This is a genomic window from Rhizobium croatiense (assembly GCF_019793465.1).
In the GTDB taxonomy this organism is placed as follows: Bacteria; Pseudomonadota; Alphaproteobacteria; order Rhizobiales; family Rhizobiaceae; genus Rhizobium; species Rhizobium croatiense.
Window position 1 is genome coordinate 178,679 of sequence record NZ_JAILYJ010000015.1, and the last position, 18,795, is coordinate 197,473.

General features: G+C 59.6%; 14 protein-coding genes. 11 read left to right on the forward strand and 3 right to left on the reverse strand.

Annotated features, from left to right (window positions below; all coding sequences use genetic code 11):
- The first annotated feature begins 2 nt into the window (after positions 1 to 2).
- The 4 genes from K6M89_RS23130 to K6M89_RS23145 are packed head-to-tail and all read left to right on the forward strand — an operon-like array spanning position 3 to position 4,661.
- Positions 3 to 1,493 carry a sugar transferase gene (locus K6M89_RS23130; RefSeq protein ID WP_222141124.1) on the forward strand — a complete coding sequence of 497 codons (1,491 nt, stop codon included), beginning with the start codon at positions 3 to 5 and terminating at the stop codon, positions 1,491 to 1,493.
- A 45-nt stretch (positions 1,494 to 1,538) separates the two neighbouring features.
- Positions 1,539 to 2,591, forward strand: coding sequence for a UDP-glucuronic acid decarboxylase family protein (locus K6M89_RS23135; RefSeq protein ID WP_222141125.1), 1,053 nt, complete (start codon positions 1,539 to 1,541; stop codon positions 2,589 to 2,591).
- 57 nt (positions 2,592 to 2,648) lie between these two features.
- The gene (locus K6M89_RS23140; protein ID WP_222141126.1) at positions 2,649 to 3,638 is read left to right on the forward strand and encodes a glycosyltransferase family 8 protein; all 990 of its coding nucleotides are present in this window, start codon (positions 2,649 to 2,651) and stop codon (positions 3,636 to 3,638) included.
- Positions 3,639 to 3,668: 30 nt separating this feature from the next.
- A complete protein-coding gene (locus K6M89_RS23145; RefSeq protein ID WP_222141127.1) occupies positions 3,669 to 4,661 on the forward strand; it encodes a glycosyltransferase family 2 protein in 993 nt (330 codons plus the stop codon).
- 144 nt (positions 4,662 to 4,805) lie between these two features.
- Here the strand turns inward: K6M89_RS23145 and K6M89_RS23150 are convergent, their stop codons facing one another.
- Positions 4,806 to 5,582 (reverse strand): response regulator transcription factor, encoded by a 777-nt coding sequence (locus K6M89_RS23150; protein WP_222141128.1) that lies wholly within the window; start codon positions 5,580 to 5,582, stop codon positions 4,806 to 4,808.
- 558 nt (positions 5,583 to 6,140) lie between these two features.
- Here K6M89_RS23150 and K6M89_RS23155 point away from each other — a divergent pair.
- Genes K6M89_RS23155 through K6M89_RS23180 form a run of 6 tightly spaced genes read left to right on the forward strand, consistent with a single transcriptional unit; the run spans position 6,141 to position 11,675 of the window.
- Positions 6,141 to 6,647 carry an acyltransferase gene (locus K6M89_RS23155; protein WP_010028549.1) on the forward strand — a complete coding sequence of 169 codons (507 nt, stop codon included), beginning with the start codon at positions 6,141 to 6,143 and terminating at the stop codon, positions 6,645 to 6,647.
- Entirely contained in the window at positions 6,644 to 7,681 is a 1,038-nt protein-coding gene (locus tag K6M89_RS23160) for a Gfo/Idh/MocA family protein (RefSeq protein WP_064685173.1), read from the forward strand. The genes K6M89_RS23155 and K6M89_RS23160 overlap by 4 nt, the downstream gene beginning before the upstream one ends.
- Positions 7,678 to 8,781 (forward strand): DegT/DnrJ/EryC1/StrS family aminotransferase, encoded by a 1,104-nt coding sequence (locus K6M89_RS23165; protein WP_222141129.1) that lies wholly within the window; start codon positions 7,678 to 7,680, stop codon positions 8,779 to 8,781. Before K6M89_RS23160 ends, K6M89_RS23165 begins: the two co-directional genes overlap by 4 nt.
- Positions 8,771 to 9,490, forward strand: a complete 720-nt coding sequence (locus K6M89_RS23170) for an acyltransferase (RefSeq protein ID WP_222141130.1) — start codon at positions 8,771 to 8,773, stop codon at positions 9,488 to 9,490. Before K6M89_RS23165 ends, K6M89_RS23170 begins: the two co-directional genes overlap by 11 nt.
- The gene (locus tag K6M89_RS23175; RefSeq protein WP_097583718.1) at positions 9,487 to 10,461 is read left to right on the forward strand and encodes an NAD-dependent epimerase/dehydratase family protein; all 975 of its coding nucleotides are present in this window, start codon (positions 9,487 to 9,489) and stop codon (positions 10,459 to 10,461) included. The genes K6M89_RS23170 and K6M89_RS23175 overlap by 4 nt, the downstream gene beginning before the upstream one ends.
- A complete protein-coding gene (locus K6M89_RS23180) occupies positions 10,458 to 11,675 on the forward strand; it encodes a DegT/DnrJ/EryC1/StrS family aminotransferase (protein ID WP_222141131.1) in 1,218 nt (405 codons plus the stop codon). The genes K6M89_RS23175 and K6M89_RS23180 overlap by 4 nt, the downstream gene beginning before the upstream one ends.
- A gap of 72 nt (positions 11,676 to 11,747) precedes the next feature.
- Here the strand turns inward: K6M89_RS23180 and K6M89_RS23185 are convergent, their stop codons facing one another.
- A complete protein-coding gene (locus K6M89_RS23185; RefSeq protein WP_222141132.1) occupies positions 11,748 to 13,256 on the reverse strand; it encodes an O-antigen translocase in 1,509 nt (502 codons plus the stop codon).
- 79 nt (positions 13,257 to 13,335) lie between these two features.
- Positions 13,336 to 14,652 carry a polysaccharide biosynthesis/export family protein gene (locus tag K6M89_RS23190; protein WP_097583723.1) on the reverse strand — a complete coding sequence of 439 codons (1,317 nt, stop codon included), beginning with the start codon at positions 14,650 to 14,652 and terminating at the stop codon, positions 13,336 to 13,338.
- A gap of 569 nt (positions 14,653 to 15,221) precedes the next feature.
- Between K6M89_RS23190 and K6M89_RS23195 the strand changes: the two genes are divergently transcribed.
- On the forward strand, positions 15,222 to 18,795 hold a 3,574-nt coding region (locus tag K6M89_RS23195), incomplete at its 3' end, for a N,N-dimethylformamidase beta subunit family domain-containing protein (RefSeq protein ID WP_222141133.1).

Genomic DNA, 18,795 nt, shown 5'->3' on the forward strand with positions numbered 1-18,795 from the left:
TCATGTCCCTACTAGCGTCGATATCCGACCTGCCGAAGGCAATCACCCCAAATGATGTGGCCACGCGAACAGGTCCGGCAAATTCTGTCCCGCCGATGGCAAACGCCACGCCGGGCGCGGCGTTCAGCAAGGGGCGAAGGCTAAATATACCAGTTCCACTCAGGCGCAGGATACCTCGGTTTGCTACGTCGTCATTGTTGGTTGCCGGCGACATCGCGGGTTATCTGATAGCCTATTTTCTTCTTCTGCCGTTTCTTCCAAACGGGTCGGAGAACATGGTGCTGGAACGTGCTTTCGCCCTCACAGCCCTGGCAGCGATCATCCTCTATGCCTCGAGCGCGCTCTATCCCGGCTATCGGATCCACGATCATGAACATCTGCGCCGCCGCACGACAGCGTCGGGCAAGGTCGCTGTCATCGCAGCGCTCGGGGCGATCCTTTTACCGGAAGGGACGCGACTGCTGCTTCCCCTCTTTGGGTTTCTCGGCCTCGGGTTGATTGCTCAGCCTGCCATGCATGGGGTTGCCCGTGGTCTGTCGCGCAGACTTGGTATCTGGGGAGAGCGGGCGGTGATCATCGGGAGCCGCAACCGTATCCCCGCGCTCATCGCGCATTTCAAAGACCATTGGCAGTATGGCATTCGGCCGGAATCCTGCTCCCTCGACATTTCGGAACTATCACCCGATGACCGCCCATCGATTGCCTTGATCGCCGATGATACGGGCTCACACATCGCCGAGTTGGCGACGTTGCGTAAGACGTTCGCTGAAGTCATCCTCCTCTCCGACACGCCAAACGTCAAAGTAGCCGGATTGCGACCGGCGGAGATCGGCGGCGAGATCGGTGTTCGCTTGGCGAGCAGCGGGGCGGCGGCAAACTCGAACCTGGTGCGTCGCGCCCTCGACCTGGCGATCGCCATCCCCGCGGTGCTGGTGCTTATGCCCGTCATTCTCATTGCTGCTGCGGCGATCTATGTCATCGATCCGGGGCCGGTTTTCTTCAGGCACGCCAGGGAAGGTTTGTTTGGCAAGCCGGTTCACGTCCTGAAGCTCAGGACGATGTACAGAGATGCGGAACAACGCCTCGAAGCGTTGTTCCGAGACAATCCAGCCGCACAAGCCGAATGGTCCACTCACTTCAAGCTTCGGGAGGATCCGCGCGTCTTGCCGGTGATCGGACATCTCCTTCGCGCATCGAGCATCGATGAGCTCCCTCAGCTGGTGAATATCATTGCGGGGGAAATGGCCTTCGTGGGACCCCGTCCGTTTCCGGAGTATCACCTCTCGGCGATGGATAGCGAATTTCGCGACAAGCGGCGTTCGGTCATACCGGGCCTGACAGGCCTCTGGCAGATATCCGAACGAAGCGATGCGAACATCGAGCTGCAGCAGCAACTCGACGGGTTCTACATCGATAACCGGTCCTTGTGGTTCGACTGGCACATCCTTCTCAGCACAATTCCTGCGGTCTTGAAGGGCAAGGGAGCCTGCTGACCTGTTTCTCGTCCTGCGCGCAATCATCAACAATGGAGCACATCAATGCACGGACACAAGCGAGTTTTGGTTACCGGCGGCACCGGATTTCTGGGATCATTCCTGTGCGAAAGGCTTTTGCGAGAGGGCAACGACGTCCTCTGCGTGGACAACTACTACACCGGTTCGCGCGACAATGTGCTGCATCTTCTTGACGATCCTCGCTTTGAGGTGCTCCGTCATGACATTACCTTCCCGCTTTATGTCGAGGTCGACGAGATCTACAACCTCGCCTGTCCGGCATCTCCGGTCCACTATCAGCACGACCCCGTGCAGACGGTGAAGACCAATGTGCACGGGGCCATCAATATGCTCGGCCTGGCCAAACGCACCAAGGCGAAGATCTTCCAGGCATCGACGAGCGAGGTTTATGGCGATCCGGCCGTCCACCCCCAGCCCGAGGAGTATCGAGGCAGCGTCAATCCCATCGGCCCGCGGGCATGTTATGACGAAGGCAAGCGGTGCGCCGAGACGCTGTTCTTCGACTATCATCGTCAATACGGGGTCGAAATCAGGGTGGCGCGGATCTTCAATACCTATGGACCGCGCATGCAGACCAATGACGGCCGCGTCGTCTCCAATTTCATCGTTCAGGCACTTCAAAACGAGCCGATCACTATCTTCGGCAACGGCACGCAGACGCGCTCATTCTGCTATGTAGACGATCTGATCGAGGGCTTCATCCGCCTGATGGGTGCGCCCGCCGGTGTTACCGGTCCGATCAATCTCGGTAACCCGGGAGAATTCCAGGTCCGGGAACTGGCCGAAATGGTCATCGAGATGACGGGATCGAAATCAAGCATCGTTTACAATCCATTGCCGATCGACGATCCGACGCAGCGCAAGCCCGACATTTCCCGCGCAACGCAGGACCTCGGCTGGCAGCCGACGGTGAATCTGCGTGAAGGTCTTGAAAAAACGATTGCATATTTCGAGTGGAAGCTTTCAGGCGGAGGCAAGAGCATGGCCGGCGCCCGGGCCTCGCGAACGGGTTACGCCCATCTGACTACCCCAGCCGTCGGCCTTCCTGTTCAGGAAGCCGCAGCAATCCGGCCATGAACGGCAACGTCGATCATTATAAGGCGATGCTCTCTTTCGATGGGATGTGCCGGAAACATGAATGTGCGTAGCGTACCAACAGGAGTCGCCCCTGCGGGCACAAAACAGCGGTTGGGCCCCATCGTCTTTGCGGTCGATGCGGCCTACGCCGTCCCTTTGGCGACCGCTCTTAGATCGGTCGCCGAGAATAACCAGAGCGCATGGCCCCTGGACATCCATGTCATTCATGAGGGCATAGGCGAAGAAACAAAGCGACTGATCTTTGAATCTCTACCGGCAAGTTCTGCCGTCATTCAGTGGCATCCCATCGCCACATTGTCCTTCGCAAGCGGATTTTCCACTCGCCCCGGCGTTTCCAGGATGACTTTTGCAAGGATCCTTCTGCCGCAGTTCCTTCCGCAGACCTGCGACCGGGCTCTGTATCTGGATGGCGACATCCTGGTGCTGACTGCGCTCGAACAGTTATGGAATACCGACCTCGGCGACGCAGTGATCGGCGCGGTACCCGACTACTGGCTGGATAGTGCTGCGCGCAACGGACCAGGTGCAACAGGGGGCGCTCGGGTCAAACGGTATTTCAACGCCGGCATTCTACTTATCGACGTTGCAAAATGGCGAAACGAGCGAATATCGGAACGATCGCTGGATTATCTTGAGCGCTTTCCGACGACGGAATATTCCGACCAAGACGCTCTCAACGTTGCCTGCGACGGAAAGTGGAAGATCCTGGACCGGGCGTGGAATTTTCAGTTCGAGCCAATGCAGGCCATCGCCGGCATCGCGCTCGAGCAGAAGCCCGCCATCGTTCATTTCGTGACCAATGTGAAGCCTTGGAAAACAGGAAGTTTGAGCCCGAACGTCGCCTTTTACGACACGTTTCGGTCCCGGACCCGTTTTGCCCTTACACGTTGGGGGCGCCTTCAGAGCGGTTTGAAACGTGCAGGCTCCCGGCTGCATGCCCGATCCGCCCTGTTGAGAGCTGCATGGTCCTACTCGAAAGCGGCTGTGCGGACGCACGCCTCAACGTCCGTGCATAAAGCAAAGTGAAGCCGAAAGACAGCCTGCGGAGGAACAAGCGTGCTACGCGTTGATGTCGTCATTCCCTGCTACAACTACGCTCATTTCCTAGAGGAATGTGTTGAAACTGTTCTTACCCAAGCGGGCGTCGATGTGCGTGTACTTATTCTGGATGACTGCTCGCCAGACAATACGCCGGAAGTCGGAATCGCTCTGGCATCCCGGGACAGCCGGGTCGCCTATCGGCGGCACACGGCAAATAAGGGCCACATCGCCACCTACAACGAGGGAATCGAGTGGGCAGGCGGCGATTTATTCCTGCTTCTCTCCGCGGACGACTATCTCTTGCCGGGTGCGCTCGGCCGCGCTTCGGAACTGATGCGCGATCGTCCGGATGTCGGGTTTACGTTCGGCAACGCCCTCATTGCCGAGCCGAGTGGCGCCATAACCAAGCGCGTCGATCCTCTCGGCTCCCACGGCGTGCCCGCGACGCAGGTCTTTTCCGGTCCGCAATTCATGCGGTTGAGCGGAGCGAACAACCTAGTGCCGACACCGACCGCCGTCGTAAGAACGACGCTGCAAAAACAGGTCGGCGGCTATAATAAGGAACTGCCGCATGCCGGTGACATGGAGATGTGGCTGCGGCTCGCATCACATGCCGGGGTGGGTTACATCAACAAAGATCAAGCAGTGTACCGCAGACATGCTTCAAACATGTCGCTGCAATACTATGGACAAACTATCCTTCCCGATCTCCGGCAAAGACAACAGGCTTTTGATATTCTGTTTCGCCAAGGCGCCGATAGCCTCAGGCAAGATGAGAAATTAAGACGTTTTCTTGCCAGAGATCTCGGAAAACACGCGCTTCGGCAGGCCGGCCTGGCATTCAACAATTTCGATGTTGCCACAGCCGCGGCTATTCAACGCTTTGCTCTCGAGGTTTGCCCCGAAGTCAGAAATTCATTGCCCTGGGTCAAGTTGGTCTGCAAGCGGGCAATCGGGCCGAAGTATTGGTACGCCTTGAATTCTATCGGGCGACGAGTTGGAGGATGAGCAGGCCGGGGGCAACTGCGCCGAGAGTGCAGGAAGCGAGATCAACGGGTCCTCGTAACACAAAACCCGGTGACGCATGCGCGTCACCGGGTGAGTTGGGCAGGAACAGCTTGCAAGTTACGAAGATATTCCCCGCTGCTGGTATCAGCATAACGTCTTTGCGCTCATGCCGGAAATACCATCGTGGAACAAGTCGTTGAGCTTGAACACAACTTCCGTCCTGTTGGTTGCCTTGACCTTTTTCATGATGTTGCGGACATGCACCTTGACGGTGCTTTCTCGCAGATTGAGCTCATAGGCAATGATCTTGTTCGCCTTGCCGCGCCGCAGGGCCGCGACGACTTCGGCCTGGCGATCTGTGAATATCCCAGCCAGCGGCTGGGCTGTCGAGCTGCTCGACTGCAGCAGGTGACGCATGGCGAACAGCGCGCTTGCGGGCACAAAAAGTCCACCTGCTACCGATAGCGCGATCAGTTCCATGCAAACGCTAATGCTGACGGAGGCCGGTATGTAGCCTTTGGCTCCGCAGTCGATCGCCCTGACGATCTGGGCGAAATCGTCACTATCAGACAGTATGATGACCGGCGTCGAGACGAATTCGGAGGAAAGGCTCTTGATCTGCTCCGAAACGGCAGGCTCGTCGACCATCTTGCCGCCGACATTCAAGAGGATCGCCGAAAGCGGAGGATATTCTTCGCGCTTCTGCTTCCACTCCTCAATCGAGCCGAACGCCAGAATCTGGAAGTCTTCCGTGTGGGCGGCCATGCATTGCGCAAGGCAATGCCGATCAAGTTCCCTCCTGTCGAGAATGACAAGGGAGTGCTTCGGACTTCCCGGTCGGACAAGCGCCGTCGAACCATTTTCTATCTCTAGGGGAAGTGTTATATTTTCCTGCCTGTGGTTTATGTTTATTGAATCCAACGCCTTATCCTCCTAGTCTTTTTCCACGCGGTACACAAAGTCGAACATCTAACTCCCCTCGCAGAAAGGAGAGTTTGATTAACAAAAGTGTTAATTTATTACCACAGTTCTGGGGTTGTTACACTAATTAATAGTGGTTACGCCTGCACCTTTGTTCCATGATTGGCTATCAATAGATCAACTTTTGAAACTGATCAATATATTTCTAAGCAATTTGCATGGCGGTTTATGACATTACTATATATATTCAGTGACGCTCGCCAAAGATAGGCAATCAATGCCCGGTGTTTGATGAGGGGCAGGATCGACCGCTGGCTGATGGCCGCTGCTGTCGAGCGATGGCCATAGACGTTCGCGAGCCTCGTCATCCGATTTTCGTAAGCATATACGCCTTTTGGTGAATAAGCTTCGACGTATTGTTTCTTTACTAAGAGGGCGAAAACAATTCTCTTTGGAGGCAGAGAAGTATTTGCTCTGTTGAAATGAAATCTTGCGCATTCATACGATTGTGACCGGTTTCAGCCAGATCAGGGCCTGTTTGAGTGGGGGCGAGCCGGGATGATCGCATCGAACGTCAAGCTGGATGACAGCTGCGTTATTCACCATCGAGATCTTGTGAATCTCTACGGCTGCACGATTGGCGCTGGAACGCGCATCGGCACCTTCGTTGAAATCCAGAAGAACGTCACCGTCGGAAAAGATTGCAAGATCTCCAGCCATTCCTTCCTCTGCGAAGGCGTGACGCTGGAGGACGGCGTTTTTATCGGCCACGGCGTGATGTTCACCAATGACACCTACCCGCGTGCCGTCAATGCGGACGGCAGCCTGCAGACCGAAGCCGACTGGGTTGTCATTCCCACGCTGGTCAAGCGCCACGCGTCAATCGGCAGCAACGCCACCATTCTGCCTGGCGTGACCATCGGAGAGGCCGCCCAAGTCGGCGCCGGCGCTGTTGTAACGAAGGACGTGCCTGACGGCGCAATAGTTGCCGGCGTTCCGGCCAGGATCACCGGTCACGTGCATGACCGGTCAGTAAACATGCAAGCGTTTGGAGGAATGCGATGATCGGCATTGCTGTTGTTGGATATGGGTATTGGGGCCCGAACCTGGTTCGCAATATTTCGGAGGCGGGCGGCGCGCAGCTCATTTCAGTCTGCGATCTCAATGTCGAACGGCTGGCGGCGGTGAAGAGCCGCTATCCAGCAGTGACGATCACCGACAAGTTCGAAGAAGTCCTGCGCGATCCGAGAGTGGATGCGATCGCCATCGCGACGCCGGTCTCCACCCATTTCAAGCTGGCAATGCAGGCTATGATGGCCGGAAAGCATGTCTTCGTCGAAAAGCCGATGGCATCGACGACGGAGGAAGCCTCGCGAATGGTCGAAGAAGCAGCGCGGCGACGCCTCGTGCTCGCCGTCGATCATACCTTCGTCCACACCGGCGCCGTCCGCAAAATGCGCGAACTGGTCGAAAGCGGCTTGGGCGACATGTATTACTATGACTCGGTTCGCGTTAATCTGGGGCTGTTCCAGCATGATGTCAGCGTCATCTGGGATCTCGCCGTGCACGACCTGTCCATCCTGGACCATGTCCTGCAGGAAAGGCCGGTCGCGGTTTCCGCGACGGGAATGAGCCATGTCCTCGGCGAACCGGAGAACATCGCCTATCTGACGCTCTTCTTCGAAAGCAAGCTCATCGCCCACATCCACGTCAATTGGCTGGCGCCGGTCAAGGTGCGCCGCACGCTGATCGGCGGCAGCAATAAGATGATCGTCTATGACGATCTGGAGCCCAGCGAGAAGATCAAGGTCTACGACAAGGGCATCACCATGTGCCCCAACTCTGATGCATATGGCGAGAAGGTCCATCAGATGCTGGTGGGATACCGTAGCGGCGACATGTGGGCGCCGAAGCTCGATATGACAGAGGCGTTGAAACGCGAGCTGGATCAGTTCGTCGATTGCATCGAGCAGAATTCGCGGCCGATCACGGATGGCCAGGCAGGCCTGCGTGTGGTTCGCATCCTTGAAGCCGCAAGCCGGTCGCTCGCTCAGCGCGGTCGTATCATCGAGCTCGAAGAGGCGAGGCTTATTGCATGATCCCGTTCCTGGACCTCAAGGCACAATATAACTCCATCAAGAGCGAAATCGACGCCGCCGTGCTCGGCGTCCTGGCCTCGGGGCAATACATACTGGGCGAGGAGGTCGCCCGCCTCGAGCAGGAATTCGCGGACTATTGCAACGTCAAACATGCGATAGCGGTCAACACCGGGACCAGCGCCCTGCATCTGTCGCTTCTTGCGGCTGGCGTCGGCCCCGGCGATGAAGTCATCACCGTGCCATTTACCTTCGTCGCGACCGTTTCGGCGATCTGCTACACAGGCGCACGGCCGGTATTCGTCGATGTCGAGCCCGTCACGCTGACGATGGATCCGGCTCAGCTCGAGGCAAAGATCACACCCCGCACCAAGGCCATCGTTCCCGTCCATCTCTACGGGCAGATGGCCGATATGGATGCGATCCAAGCGATTGCCGACCACTACCGGATACCGGTTATCGAGGACGCCTGCCAGGCTCATGGAGCGCAATACAAAGGTGCGCGCGCCGGCAGCCTCGGCACGTCCGGCTGCTTCAGCTTCTACCCGGGTAAAAACCTCGGCGCCTGCGGCGAGGGGGGGATCGTCGTGACCAACCGCGACGACCAGGCCAAAACAATGCGCATGCTGCGCGACTGGGGCCAGGAGCAGCGCTATCACCATCTGCTGAAGGGCTTCAACTACCGCATGGACGCCATTCAGGGCGCGATCCTGCGCATCAAGCTGCGGCATCTTGAGGCCTGGACCGAGGCGCGCCGCGCCCATGCGGGCCGCTACTCGTCGCTGCTTGGGCGATCGGGGCATTTGACGACGCCGGTCGAGAAAGCCGGCCGGCGCCACGTCTACCACGTCTATGCCATCAGAAGCCGCGATCGCGACAAACTTCAGCGCGTGCTGAGCGCGGAGGGCATTCAGTCCGGGCTGCACTATCCGATCCCCGTACATCTGCAGCAGGCCCATGCCGACCTCGGTTACCGGGTCGGAGATTTCCCCGTCTCGGAGGCCGCCGCAAAAGAGGTTCTATCGCTGCCGATCTATCCTGAGATGCCCGCGCGGCATGTCGATCAGGTGGCAGCTGCGTTGGAAGACGCCTATGTCAGCTAATGGTGCGGGCGAGACCCGGGTCGTGCATGCGGTCCATGGCCGTCAGGAAAGACCGACAGATCCGGCCTACCAAGCCGGGCTGGTCGAAGAGCTCAGGCAAGCCTATGGACGCGCCGGCCTGATCGAACTCTACGGTCGCTTCGCGACCGGCGATGGTGTCGTCGACACCATGATGCGCAAAGCCATCTGGCAGGCGATCACGCGCAGCTGCGGCACGGGATTGCAGGTTGCGGGCGGCGCCGGCTTCAAACACCCGGAGACGTTCGAGATCGGCAACGGGGTGTTCATCGGATCTCAGGCCTATATCCAGGGGCGCTTCGACGGCCGATGCGCAATTGGCGACAATGTCTGGATCGGGCCGATGGCCTATTTCGACGCGCGCGATCTCGTGATCGAGGATTCCGTCGGGTGGGGACCTGGCGCCAAGGTGCTTGGCTCGACCCACACGGCACTGCCGGTGGATGTACCGATCATTCGAACGGATCTTGAAATCAGGCCGGTCCGCATCGGCGCAGAGGCCGATATCGGAACGAATGCGACTATCCTTCCCGGCGTGACGATCGGGAAGGGAGCGATCGTTGGAGCGGGAGCAGTCGTCGTCTCCGACGTCGAGCCTTTCTCGGTTGTCGCAGGAGTGCCTGCAAAATTTATTCGTTGGCGTTCGGAGAATGATCCGATGACGAACATGTCGCGTGAGGAAAGATCATGAGAAATAAACGGGTGCTCATTACCGGCGGTGCAGGTCTGATCGGTTCGCATATTGCCGATCTTGTCGCATTGGAAAAACCTCGCGAGATCATCATCCTCGACAATTTCGTGCGCGGGCGCCGGGACAATCTCAGCTCGGCAATAGGCAGCGCGCCCCTTAACATCATCGACGGAGATATCCGCGACAGGGCACTGCTGGCGAAAGCCTTCGACGGCGTCGATATCGTCTTTCATCAGGCAGCCATCCGCATAACCCAATGCGCCGAAGAGCCACGACTGGCTTTCGAAGTCCTGGCCGAAGGAACGTTCAATGTTCTCGAAGCTGCCGTCAAGGCGGGTGTTTCGAAGGTCGTCGCGGCCTCTTCCGCCTCCGTGCTGGGGCTTGCCGAAAGCTTTCCGACGACCGAAGAGCATCATCCCTACAATAACCGGACGATCTACGGCGCGGCAAAGACCTTCAACGAGGGATTGCTGCGCAGCTTCGCGGACATGTATGGCCTACGCTACGTCGCGCTGCGCTATTTCAACGTCTACGGGCCACGAATGGACGTTTACGGCGCCTACACCGAAGTGCTGATCCGCTGGATGGAACGCCTTGCAGCCGGAATGCCGCCGCTTGTCTATGGAGACGGCAGCCAAACGATGGACTTCGTCGATGCACGTGACATCGCCCGGGCAAACGTGCTGGCAGCAAAAAGTGACGTTACCGACGAGGTGTTCAACGTCGCGAGCGGTCGGGAAATAAGCCTGCTGGAACTCGCGCAGATGCTGAGCGACATCATGGGATCCTCACTCGAGCCGCAACACAAAGAGGCGCGCGCGGTCAATGGCGTAACCCGTCGTCTTGCTGATATCAGCAAGGCCGAAAGGCTTCTGGGTTTCAAGGCAGAAATCTCGATGGAGCAGGGGCTTCGTGACCTTGTCGCGTGGTGGCAGTCGAAGACTGCTGCGGCCGGAGGTCAAGCTGCATGAGCCCGTTATTATCCACAATCCCTGTCGCCAAACCCGTCCTCGGAGAGGAAGAGGCTGAGGCCGCGCGCCGCGTTATTCTATCGGGATGGGTGACCCAGGGGCCGGAAGTCGCCGCTTTCGAGCGTGAATTCTCAGCCTTTGTCGGCGCGGCACACGCCTGTGCCGTATCCAACTGCACGACCGCGCTGCATTTGGCCCTGATGGCGGTCGGCGTAAGCGCCGGCGACGAGGTCATCACGGTCAGCCATTCGTTTATCGCAACCGCGAACGCCATTCGATATTGCAATGCGGTGCCCGTATTTGTCGACATCGAGGCCGATGGCTACAACATCGATCCCAGCCTGATCGAAACGGCCATCACGCCCCGCACCAAGGCAATCCTCTGTGTGCATCAGCTTGGAATGCCTTGTGATCTCCGGCCTGTCGTCGAGATCGGCAAGCGCCACGGGGTCCCGGTCATCGAAGATGCGGCCTGCGCGACGGGAAGCGAAATCCTGTGGGACGGCCGCTGGGAAAAGATCGGCAAGCCGCATGGCGACATCGCCTGCTTCTCCTTCCACCCGAGAAAGGTCGTCACGACGGGCGATGGCGGCATGTTGACCACGGCCAATGCCGAGTATGACCGGAAATTCCGGCTGTGGCGCCAGCATGGCATGAGCGTCACCGATGCCGTCCGCCACGGCTCGAAGCAGGTGATTTTCGAGGATTATGACGAGCTGGGCTACAATTATCGGATGACCGACCTTCAGGCCGCCGTCGGACGCGAGCAGCTGCGGCGGCTGCCGGAGTTGGTTGCCCAGCGCCGGCTGCTTGCTGAGCAATATTGCGAACGTCTGTCGACGATTGCCGGGCTTTCTCCGCCGGCCGAGCCGGGCTGGGCTCGAAGCAACTGGCAGAGCTTCTGCGTGAGGTTGTCCGACACGGTCGACCAGCGGGCCGTCATGCAGAGCCTGCTCGACCAGGGCATCTCGACCCGGCGTGGTGTGATGAACATCCACCTGGAGGGAGCCTATTCCGGTGAGCGCACCCACCGCGCTGCCACGAGCCTGACGCGAAGCACATCTGCGCAGCAGCAAACGATTATCCTGCCGCTTTACGCCCAGATGACGGTGTCTGACATGGACCGGGTTGTTGAGGCACTTCGCGCAGCCCTTGCGGAAGCGAACGTCGGAGCCGCCGGCGATCAACGTGCCATGGATGTCGCGGTCGCCTGAACCGGCATTTGCCCGACACGACAAATCTGCATGACCAACAATGCGCGTATCTCCGGATGCGCGCATTGCTCGTTATGCTGATTTCGTGATCCAGCCGCGGATGATTGCCGGCACGGACTCCGGCGGAAGAAGGTCGATCAGCATACGCAGCGAATAGAGCCCGCAGATAATGACGGCGACGAAGCCGATCATCGTCGCCGGCCATAGCGGCACGATCGAGAAGGTCAGGAACACCAGTCCCGATGCGGGCAGGAAAAGCAGCGCGTGTCTGCGATTGGCGGCGGACCAGCGAAAACCGGTCAGTGTCCGCACGATCACGTAGATCAGGATGCTGTGCCAGACATAAAGGCCGAAAAACGCCATGCCGGCCCCTTGGGTGCCGAGCAGCGATACCAAGAGCCAGGCAAGCCCGACATGCACGACCGCCGCTGCAACCTCCGTCCAGAAGAAAATCGTCTGGGTATGCTTGGCAACGACGATGAAACCCATCGGCCAGGAAATAATTCGCAGCATCATGCCAAGGCAGATCCAGCGCAGAAGATCGACTGCGCCATGAAAATCCGCCGAATAGAACAGGTTCATCATCAGCGGCGCGAGCGTCAGCGTGCCGAGCAGGCCGGGGCCAGCGAGCAGCATGCTGATTTCCGCCTGTTCATTGACCAGCCGATTGCATTCGGCATTGTTGTCGGCCGCCGCGGTCAGGCGCGGATAAAAATCCGTTCCCATCGCCTGCAGGATGAAGCCGGCATAGAGACCGCCGAGGCCCCACGCCGCCTGGTACAATCCAGCCGCCATGACGCCGCCCTCCTTCAGCACGATGAGGCGGACGGCATACGCCGCACCGAAGGTCAGGAGCCCGCTCGCCATGAAGACGAATCCGAGCCTGAGCAGTGCGGACACTTCCCGGCCGAACTGGCGCGTGGGCATTGGCGAGGGATGCGGTGAGATCCGCCGGCTGTACCACCAGGTCGGAAGGATTGAAGCCGCCGCAATCACCACGAGGGACGGGGCGATCGCCTGCAGGCCGAACAGATAGATCAGCGGGATGCTGACGGCCGTGCCGAAAAACCCGGCGAGCACGTTGATGCGGGCAAGATCGGCAATGCCCCGCAGGCCCTGGATCAGTGCTGTCTGCCCTGCAGAGACCAGCCGAAAGAAGATCGCCAGTGACAGCAATGCAATGCCGCCGGCATGCTGGTAGTCGCCGAAAGTGAAATTCGAGACGGGAAATGCCAGGGCGGCGAGAAGGAGCGCACCGAGCAGTCCGAGCACCATCGATATGCGCCTCAGCACCGTTGCCGATCGTGCGATCCTTTCCGCGTCATCGGTGCCTGCAGCTTCGGCAATCTGGCGCACGCCGCTGCTGCCGACGCCGAGCCCGGCAATCGCCTGGGCGATATCGAGGATCGACCCGTAAAGGCCCATCAGTCCCACGCCTTCCGGCCCAAGCATGACAGCCATGGCTTTGTTTCTGATAATGCCGAGCGCAACGTTGACGAGCGAAGAGCCACCCATCAGCATCGTCGATTTGAGGATCTGGGTGTAGGTCGGGCTGCTGGGCGGGATCATCCTCAACGTCATCGAAAGCCCCAGCCGTTTACCCCGGGCTTGCGTTCAAACGCCCGCCGCGGGCTCGATTGCAGCACATGCTTGTTGCTGATCACCGGCTTGCCTGACTGACATGCGCCTCTGTCTGAACAGGCAGCGCAGCGTCGTCTTTGGATGGTGCATCGGCGAAGCGGGCCCGGGTGACCCTGACCACGTCGCCCGGCGCCAGTTCCGTCGTTTCGGAGGCCGGGAACTGATTGACCCCACCCTTGTGCCGCCGGCTGACGCTGAACGTCAGCGGCAGCTCGTCGCTGCGGTTCATTACCCTCGCGCCGTTCGACACTTCTTCGAGAAGCAGTTGTTGTGTGGTGTCGCGCTTCAGTTTGAGCTGATCGAGATTGGCCTTCTCCGCCTGCACCTCGGAAGCGTTGTCGCTGCGGCGATTGTCGGAAAGTCCCTCGAGATTGCGCGTCGTCTCATTGATCGCCTGGCGACCCCGCATGATGGCGGTGACGAGGTCGAGCCGGTCGGAGCGATAGGTGGTCAGCAATCGTTCCAGATCCATCTGGCGTGAGGTGATCGTCAGGCCCTTCTGGACCAGCGTCCTCACACTCGTCAGCTGTTCCTCGACCGACTGGATATTGTCGTCCGAGCCTTTCAGCTTTTCTTCCAGCGTCTCGATTTCCGCGTTCAAGAGATTGCGCAATTCGACGAGAGCCACCGACTGTTTGTCCAGCGCGCTTGCACGGGCCTGAAAAATGACCCGCTCCTCCTGGTAGATACTCTCGGCATATTGCCGGTCGGCAGCGGGCGGTTGATCGAAGACGATCTCCTTCGCGCCGGTCATCTCCGCTTGCAGCCGCGCGAGCTTTGCCGCGCTACGCAGCAGCGCGTGGTCGATTTCCCGCAGATCGCCGGCAAGCTTGATCGTATCCGATTGCTGCTGCGCCGCAGCCCGCAACGGACCGCCGCTCATGGCGAGCGATTGCAGGACGCTCAAGCCGGAGTGAAACTTGTATTCTCCCGGCGCCATCACGTCTCCGACGACGTAAATGGAGGGATAGTTGAGGATATCGATCGTCACGGCAGGTGCCTGGGCCAGACCCATCTTCGCCTGAAGGCGCTTGCCGATCTCGCTGGTGAGGCCCTCATTGTCCAGATTTCCAACCGCCAGCGACCCTAGAAAGGGCAGGGAGATTATGCCTGAATCCGAAACCGTATATTCGCCGCCAATCCCATCCCATCGTTCAAACTGGCCCTTGGACGGTATCCATTGCACGACCGTCAGGCGGATCTTCGTTTGTGGAGTCAAGGGGGAGCTGTCGGCGAGAGCTGGCGGTACAGCGCCGGCAAGAAAGACGAGTGCACTGATGACGAACGTCGCGCGAAAGAACACGCGCGGGGCGCGGTACGATAGATTGAGATACATGGCTCGCCTGCAAAACATTCTTATACGGACGCTGATACGATGCCTGAACGCTGTTAACACGCCGGACGCGAAGTCCGACGCTGCATCGCCAGTGTGCAGTCTGGCGAAGCCTTGAGGAAGGTGGAGGTCACTTGCTTTGCCGCATCAATATTGATGAGGTGGGGAGGTGCTTCAGGCTAAATTGGGTAGAAACATATATCCTCGGCGCGACGCGAAGCTATAGACCGGGGAAAATCAACAGGTTCTGCACGCAGGAATAGGCGCGCTCGCTTTGAGGAGCCGCAACCTTGCCGGCAGCGCCTTTCTGCTCGGATCGTCGTTTTTGCCGGATGATGACCGGCGGCGTCGCCACTCCCGCGGCTTCGAGCCTGCACAGGACGCGCTGAACTTCGCCCTGGTGCCTCTGATCCAGCGCCTCTGCGGGGCAGCGTGGCCTTTTGCCCAAAGGATGCCGCCAGTAGAGCGAAAGGCGTAGGACATACCCTGGTGTTTTTCGACTACAATTCAGGGCCGCATGCCGAACGATTCTTTTAGATTCGGTCCTGTTAATCACGCGAGAGGTGCCGGCCATGTATCGCAACGCTCGTCGGTGGACGTCGCGCTCACTCCTGGTGGATTCGTTGATTCCTCGGTGGTTGGCAGCCGGCGAAAAGGGAAAGCCGCGCAAGCCTGCCGAAAGGCGCGCGGATAGTGCGCAACTTGCGGCATCCTCTCAAACAGCGGATGGAAACAAGTATGATGGCACGCTCGTCGACGATCCCAACAATAACCCGGCGCTCAACGAGCACGACGCTGAACGTCGGACGGGCGTAATCGCCGATCCGGACGGTCAGGACAGTATCGCTCAGCCACTGCCGCCCTTGTTCAACGCTTTCGCAGCAAATGGCGAGACGGGGGACCGGGAAGGCGACACGGTTGCGTCGCGGTTGTTCGCCCATGCGCCGGGTTTTGCAGGCTTCAACGTGAAGGCGAACGGGGTTGCATTCGGATATCAATCGCCGCCCTATCGCGCCTACGCTGGAATGAACCTCATCGGCGACGATCCTCTGGCTCCGTATCTGCCGCAAAGCCCCGCACCGACAGGCTCAGGGCACGAGTCTGCTTCGGTGGCGGGCGAGCGTGCGCACTCGGGCAACGTCGTCATTCTCGAATCGAGCCCGTCAGCGCAGGCGAGCGCCCAGCATGCTGGAGCGAATTCGCTGGCGTTCGGCATGCCCTTTGGTGTGTGCGGGTGCGGCTACTTTACGTCCCCCACGCGAATTCTCGATTGGGCGCATGGCGGCGCCATGCTCCAACAGGACGGGCAATTGCCGGGGACCAAGCTGACCGAAGGGCCGGACTTTGTGTCGACGGCCAAGCGGGCCATTGCCGCCTCGATCAGCGACCCGCTTCTCGATCGAAACCTGTCGCCCCTCTCGGGCTGGCGCGGAACGGCAAGTTGGACGGAAACAACGGCCTTGAACGGATCCTTGCCGGGCGGCGGTGAGACCGGAAAGGGCACCACCACGAAGGGTGTCGGCATCCTTTCCGGCTCGGTGACGACGCCACCGACGACGCAGCGGTCGCTGACGACACAAAATCAGGCAGTCGCGGCCGCTGCGGCCAGCAACGCGATCGTCCTGGAAAATCAGAAGCAGGGTAATCCGGAAAGCGAGTGGGGCATCGTCGGTGCCGGTAGCTCCAACATCGAAGGATTTGCGACCGATATCAGCGTCGACAACGGCAAGACGATCAGCTTCAAGATCAACACCAATTCCACCAACTACCGGATCGATATCTACCGGCTCGGCTATTATGGCGGCATGGGGGCCCGCAAGGTCGCGACCATGCAGCACACCGGTTTGCAGACCCAGCCCAATCCGTTGCGCAATGCCACGACAGGCACGGTGGACGCGGGAAACTGGGCTGTCTCGGCTTCGTGGACCGTACCTGAAGATGCCGTCTCGGGCGTCTATATCGCCAAGCTCGTGCGTCAGGATGGCACCTCCGGCTCAAATCATATCCCGTTCATAGTGCGTGACGACGGCAGCCAAAGCGACATCGTCTTCCAGACCGCCGACCAGACCTGGCAGGCATACAACGGCTGGGGTGGCGCAAACCTCTATGGCGGCAACGGCCCGGCGACGGGGCAGGGTGCTGGTCGCGCCTATGCGGTCAGCTACAACAGACCGATTGCGACCCGCGGCGGGGTCGGCACCTATGCCGGCCCGCAGGACTATCTGTTCGGCGCCGAATATGCGGGCATCTACTGGCTGGAACAGAATGGCTACGATGTTTCGTACATGTCCGGTGTCGACGTCGACCGTTATGGTAGTCTCTTGCTCAATCACAAGACATATATCGATGCCGGGCACGACGAATACTGGTCCGGACAGCAGCGAACCAATGTCGAAGCCGCGCGCGATGCCGGCGTCAACCTGATGTTCTGGAGCGGCAATGAGGTCTATTGGCGGACCCGCTGGGGCAATGCCTATAGTTCCGACGGCACGCCTTATCGCACCCTGATCACCTATAAGGAGACATGGTCGCCCAGCGCCAGTATCGACCCTTCCAATGAATGGACGGGCACCTTCCGCGATCCGCGTCTCAGCCCGCCTGCCATCGGCGGCGGAAACCCGGAAAACTCGCTGACCGGGCAGCTGTTCAAGGTCGACGATGTCGGCAACAATCTCGCCGCGATCACTATTCCCTATGACGACGCCAATCTGCGTTTCTGGCGCAATACGACCGTCGCCAACCTTCAGCCCGGCCAGACGGCGACGCTCACCAAGAACTATCTTGGTTACGAGTGGGACGAAGCGGTCGATAATGGCTTCGATCCAGCCGGCCTCGTAAAGCTGTCATCGACGACGCTTCCGGTCAGCACCTATTTGCTCGATTACGGAAACACGACCGGGAATGGCGTCTCGACCCATAATCTGACGCTCTATCGGGCGCCGAGCGGCGCGCTGGTGTTCGGCGCCGGCACCGTCTACTGGGCCTGGGGCCTGAGCGACAATCACGACCTCCAGGCGACGCCGACGGACCCGCGCGTGCAGCAGGCCATGGTCAATCTGCTCGCCGATATGGGCATTCAGCCGGGAACACTGCAATCCGGGCTCGTCACCTCAACCGGTTCCACGGATAATGTTGCGCCGAGCTCCGTCATTACGGTGCCCGCCACGGCGAGCGTCGGATCCACCGTGACGATTACCGGCACCGCGACCGATACGGGCGGCGGGGTCATCGCAGCGGTCGAGGTTTCGACGGACAACGGGGCGAGCTGGCATCCGGCGACGGGCGATGAGAACTGGACTTATAGTTGGTCGCCGCAAACTGCGGGCACCTACACCATCCGCTCGCGCGCAGTCGACGATAACGTCAATCTGGAAACACCCTCGGCGGGGCGAACGGTCACCGTCAGCGGGCCCAATTACACGTCGCTCTTCGGTTCGGGTACACCGGCGGTCGTCAACACCAACGATAGCTCAGCCGTTGAACTCGGCGTCAAATTCCAGACCTCCGTGGCAGGCACCGTCACCGGCATTCGCTTCTACAAGGGCGACCAGGATACCGGCACGCATACCGGTTCATTATGGTCGAGCACCGGCACGCGGCTTGCGACCCTCACCTTCACGAACGAGACCACCAGCGGCTGGCAGACTGCCTATTTCACCAGTCCGGTGTCACTGACGGCCGGACAAACCTACACTGCATCCTACCACACGAATACCGGCCGTTATTCGACGACCACCAACTACTTCACTTCAAATGTGACTAGCGGTCCGCTCACGGCGCCGGCCAGCGGCAACGGCGTCTACCGCTATGGCAGTAACAGCCTGTTCCCCACCAGCACCTTCCAGTCGACGAACTATTGGGTCGATGTGATGTTTACGACGTCGGCCTCGAATTCGCCGCCGACGGCGGTTGCCGATGCGGGTGATGCGACCGAGAAGGGCGGGGTGGCCAATGGTTCGGGCGGCGTGGTTGCGAGCGGCAACGTGCTGACCAACGACACCGATCCGAATGCCGGTGATACCAAGACCGTCACGGCGGTAGTCTTCGGTGCGACGTCGGGCACGCTCGGCTCGGCGCTGAACGGCAGCTATGGCAGCCTCGTGCTCAACGCATCGGGCGCCTACAGCTATGCGATCAACGAGAGCA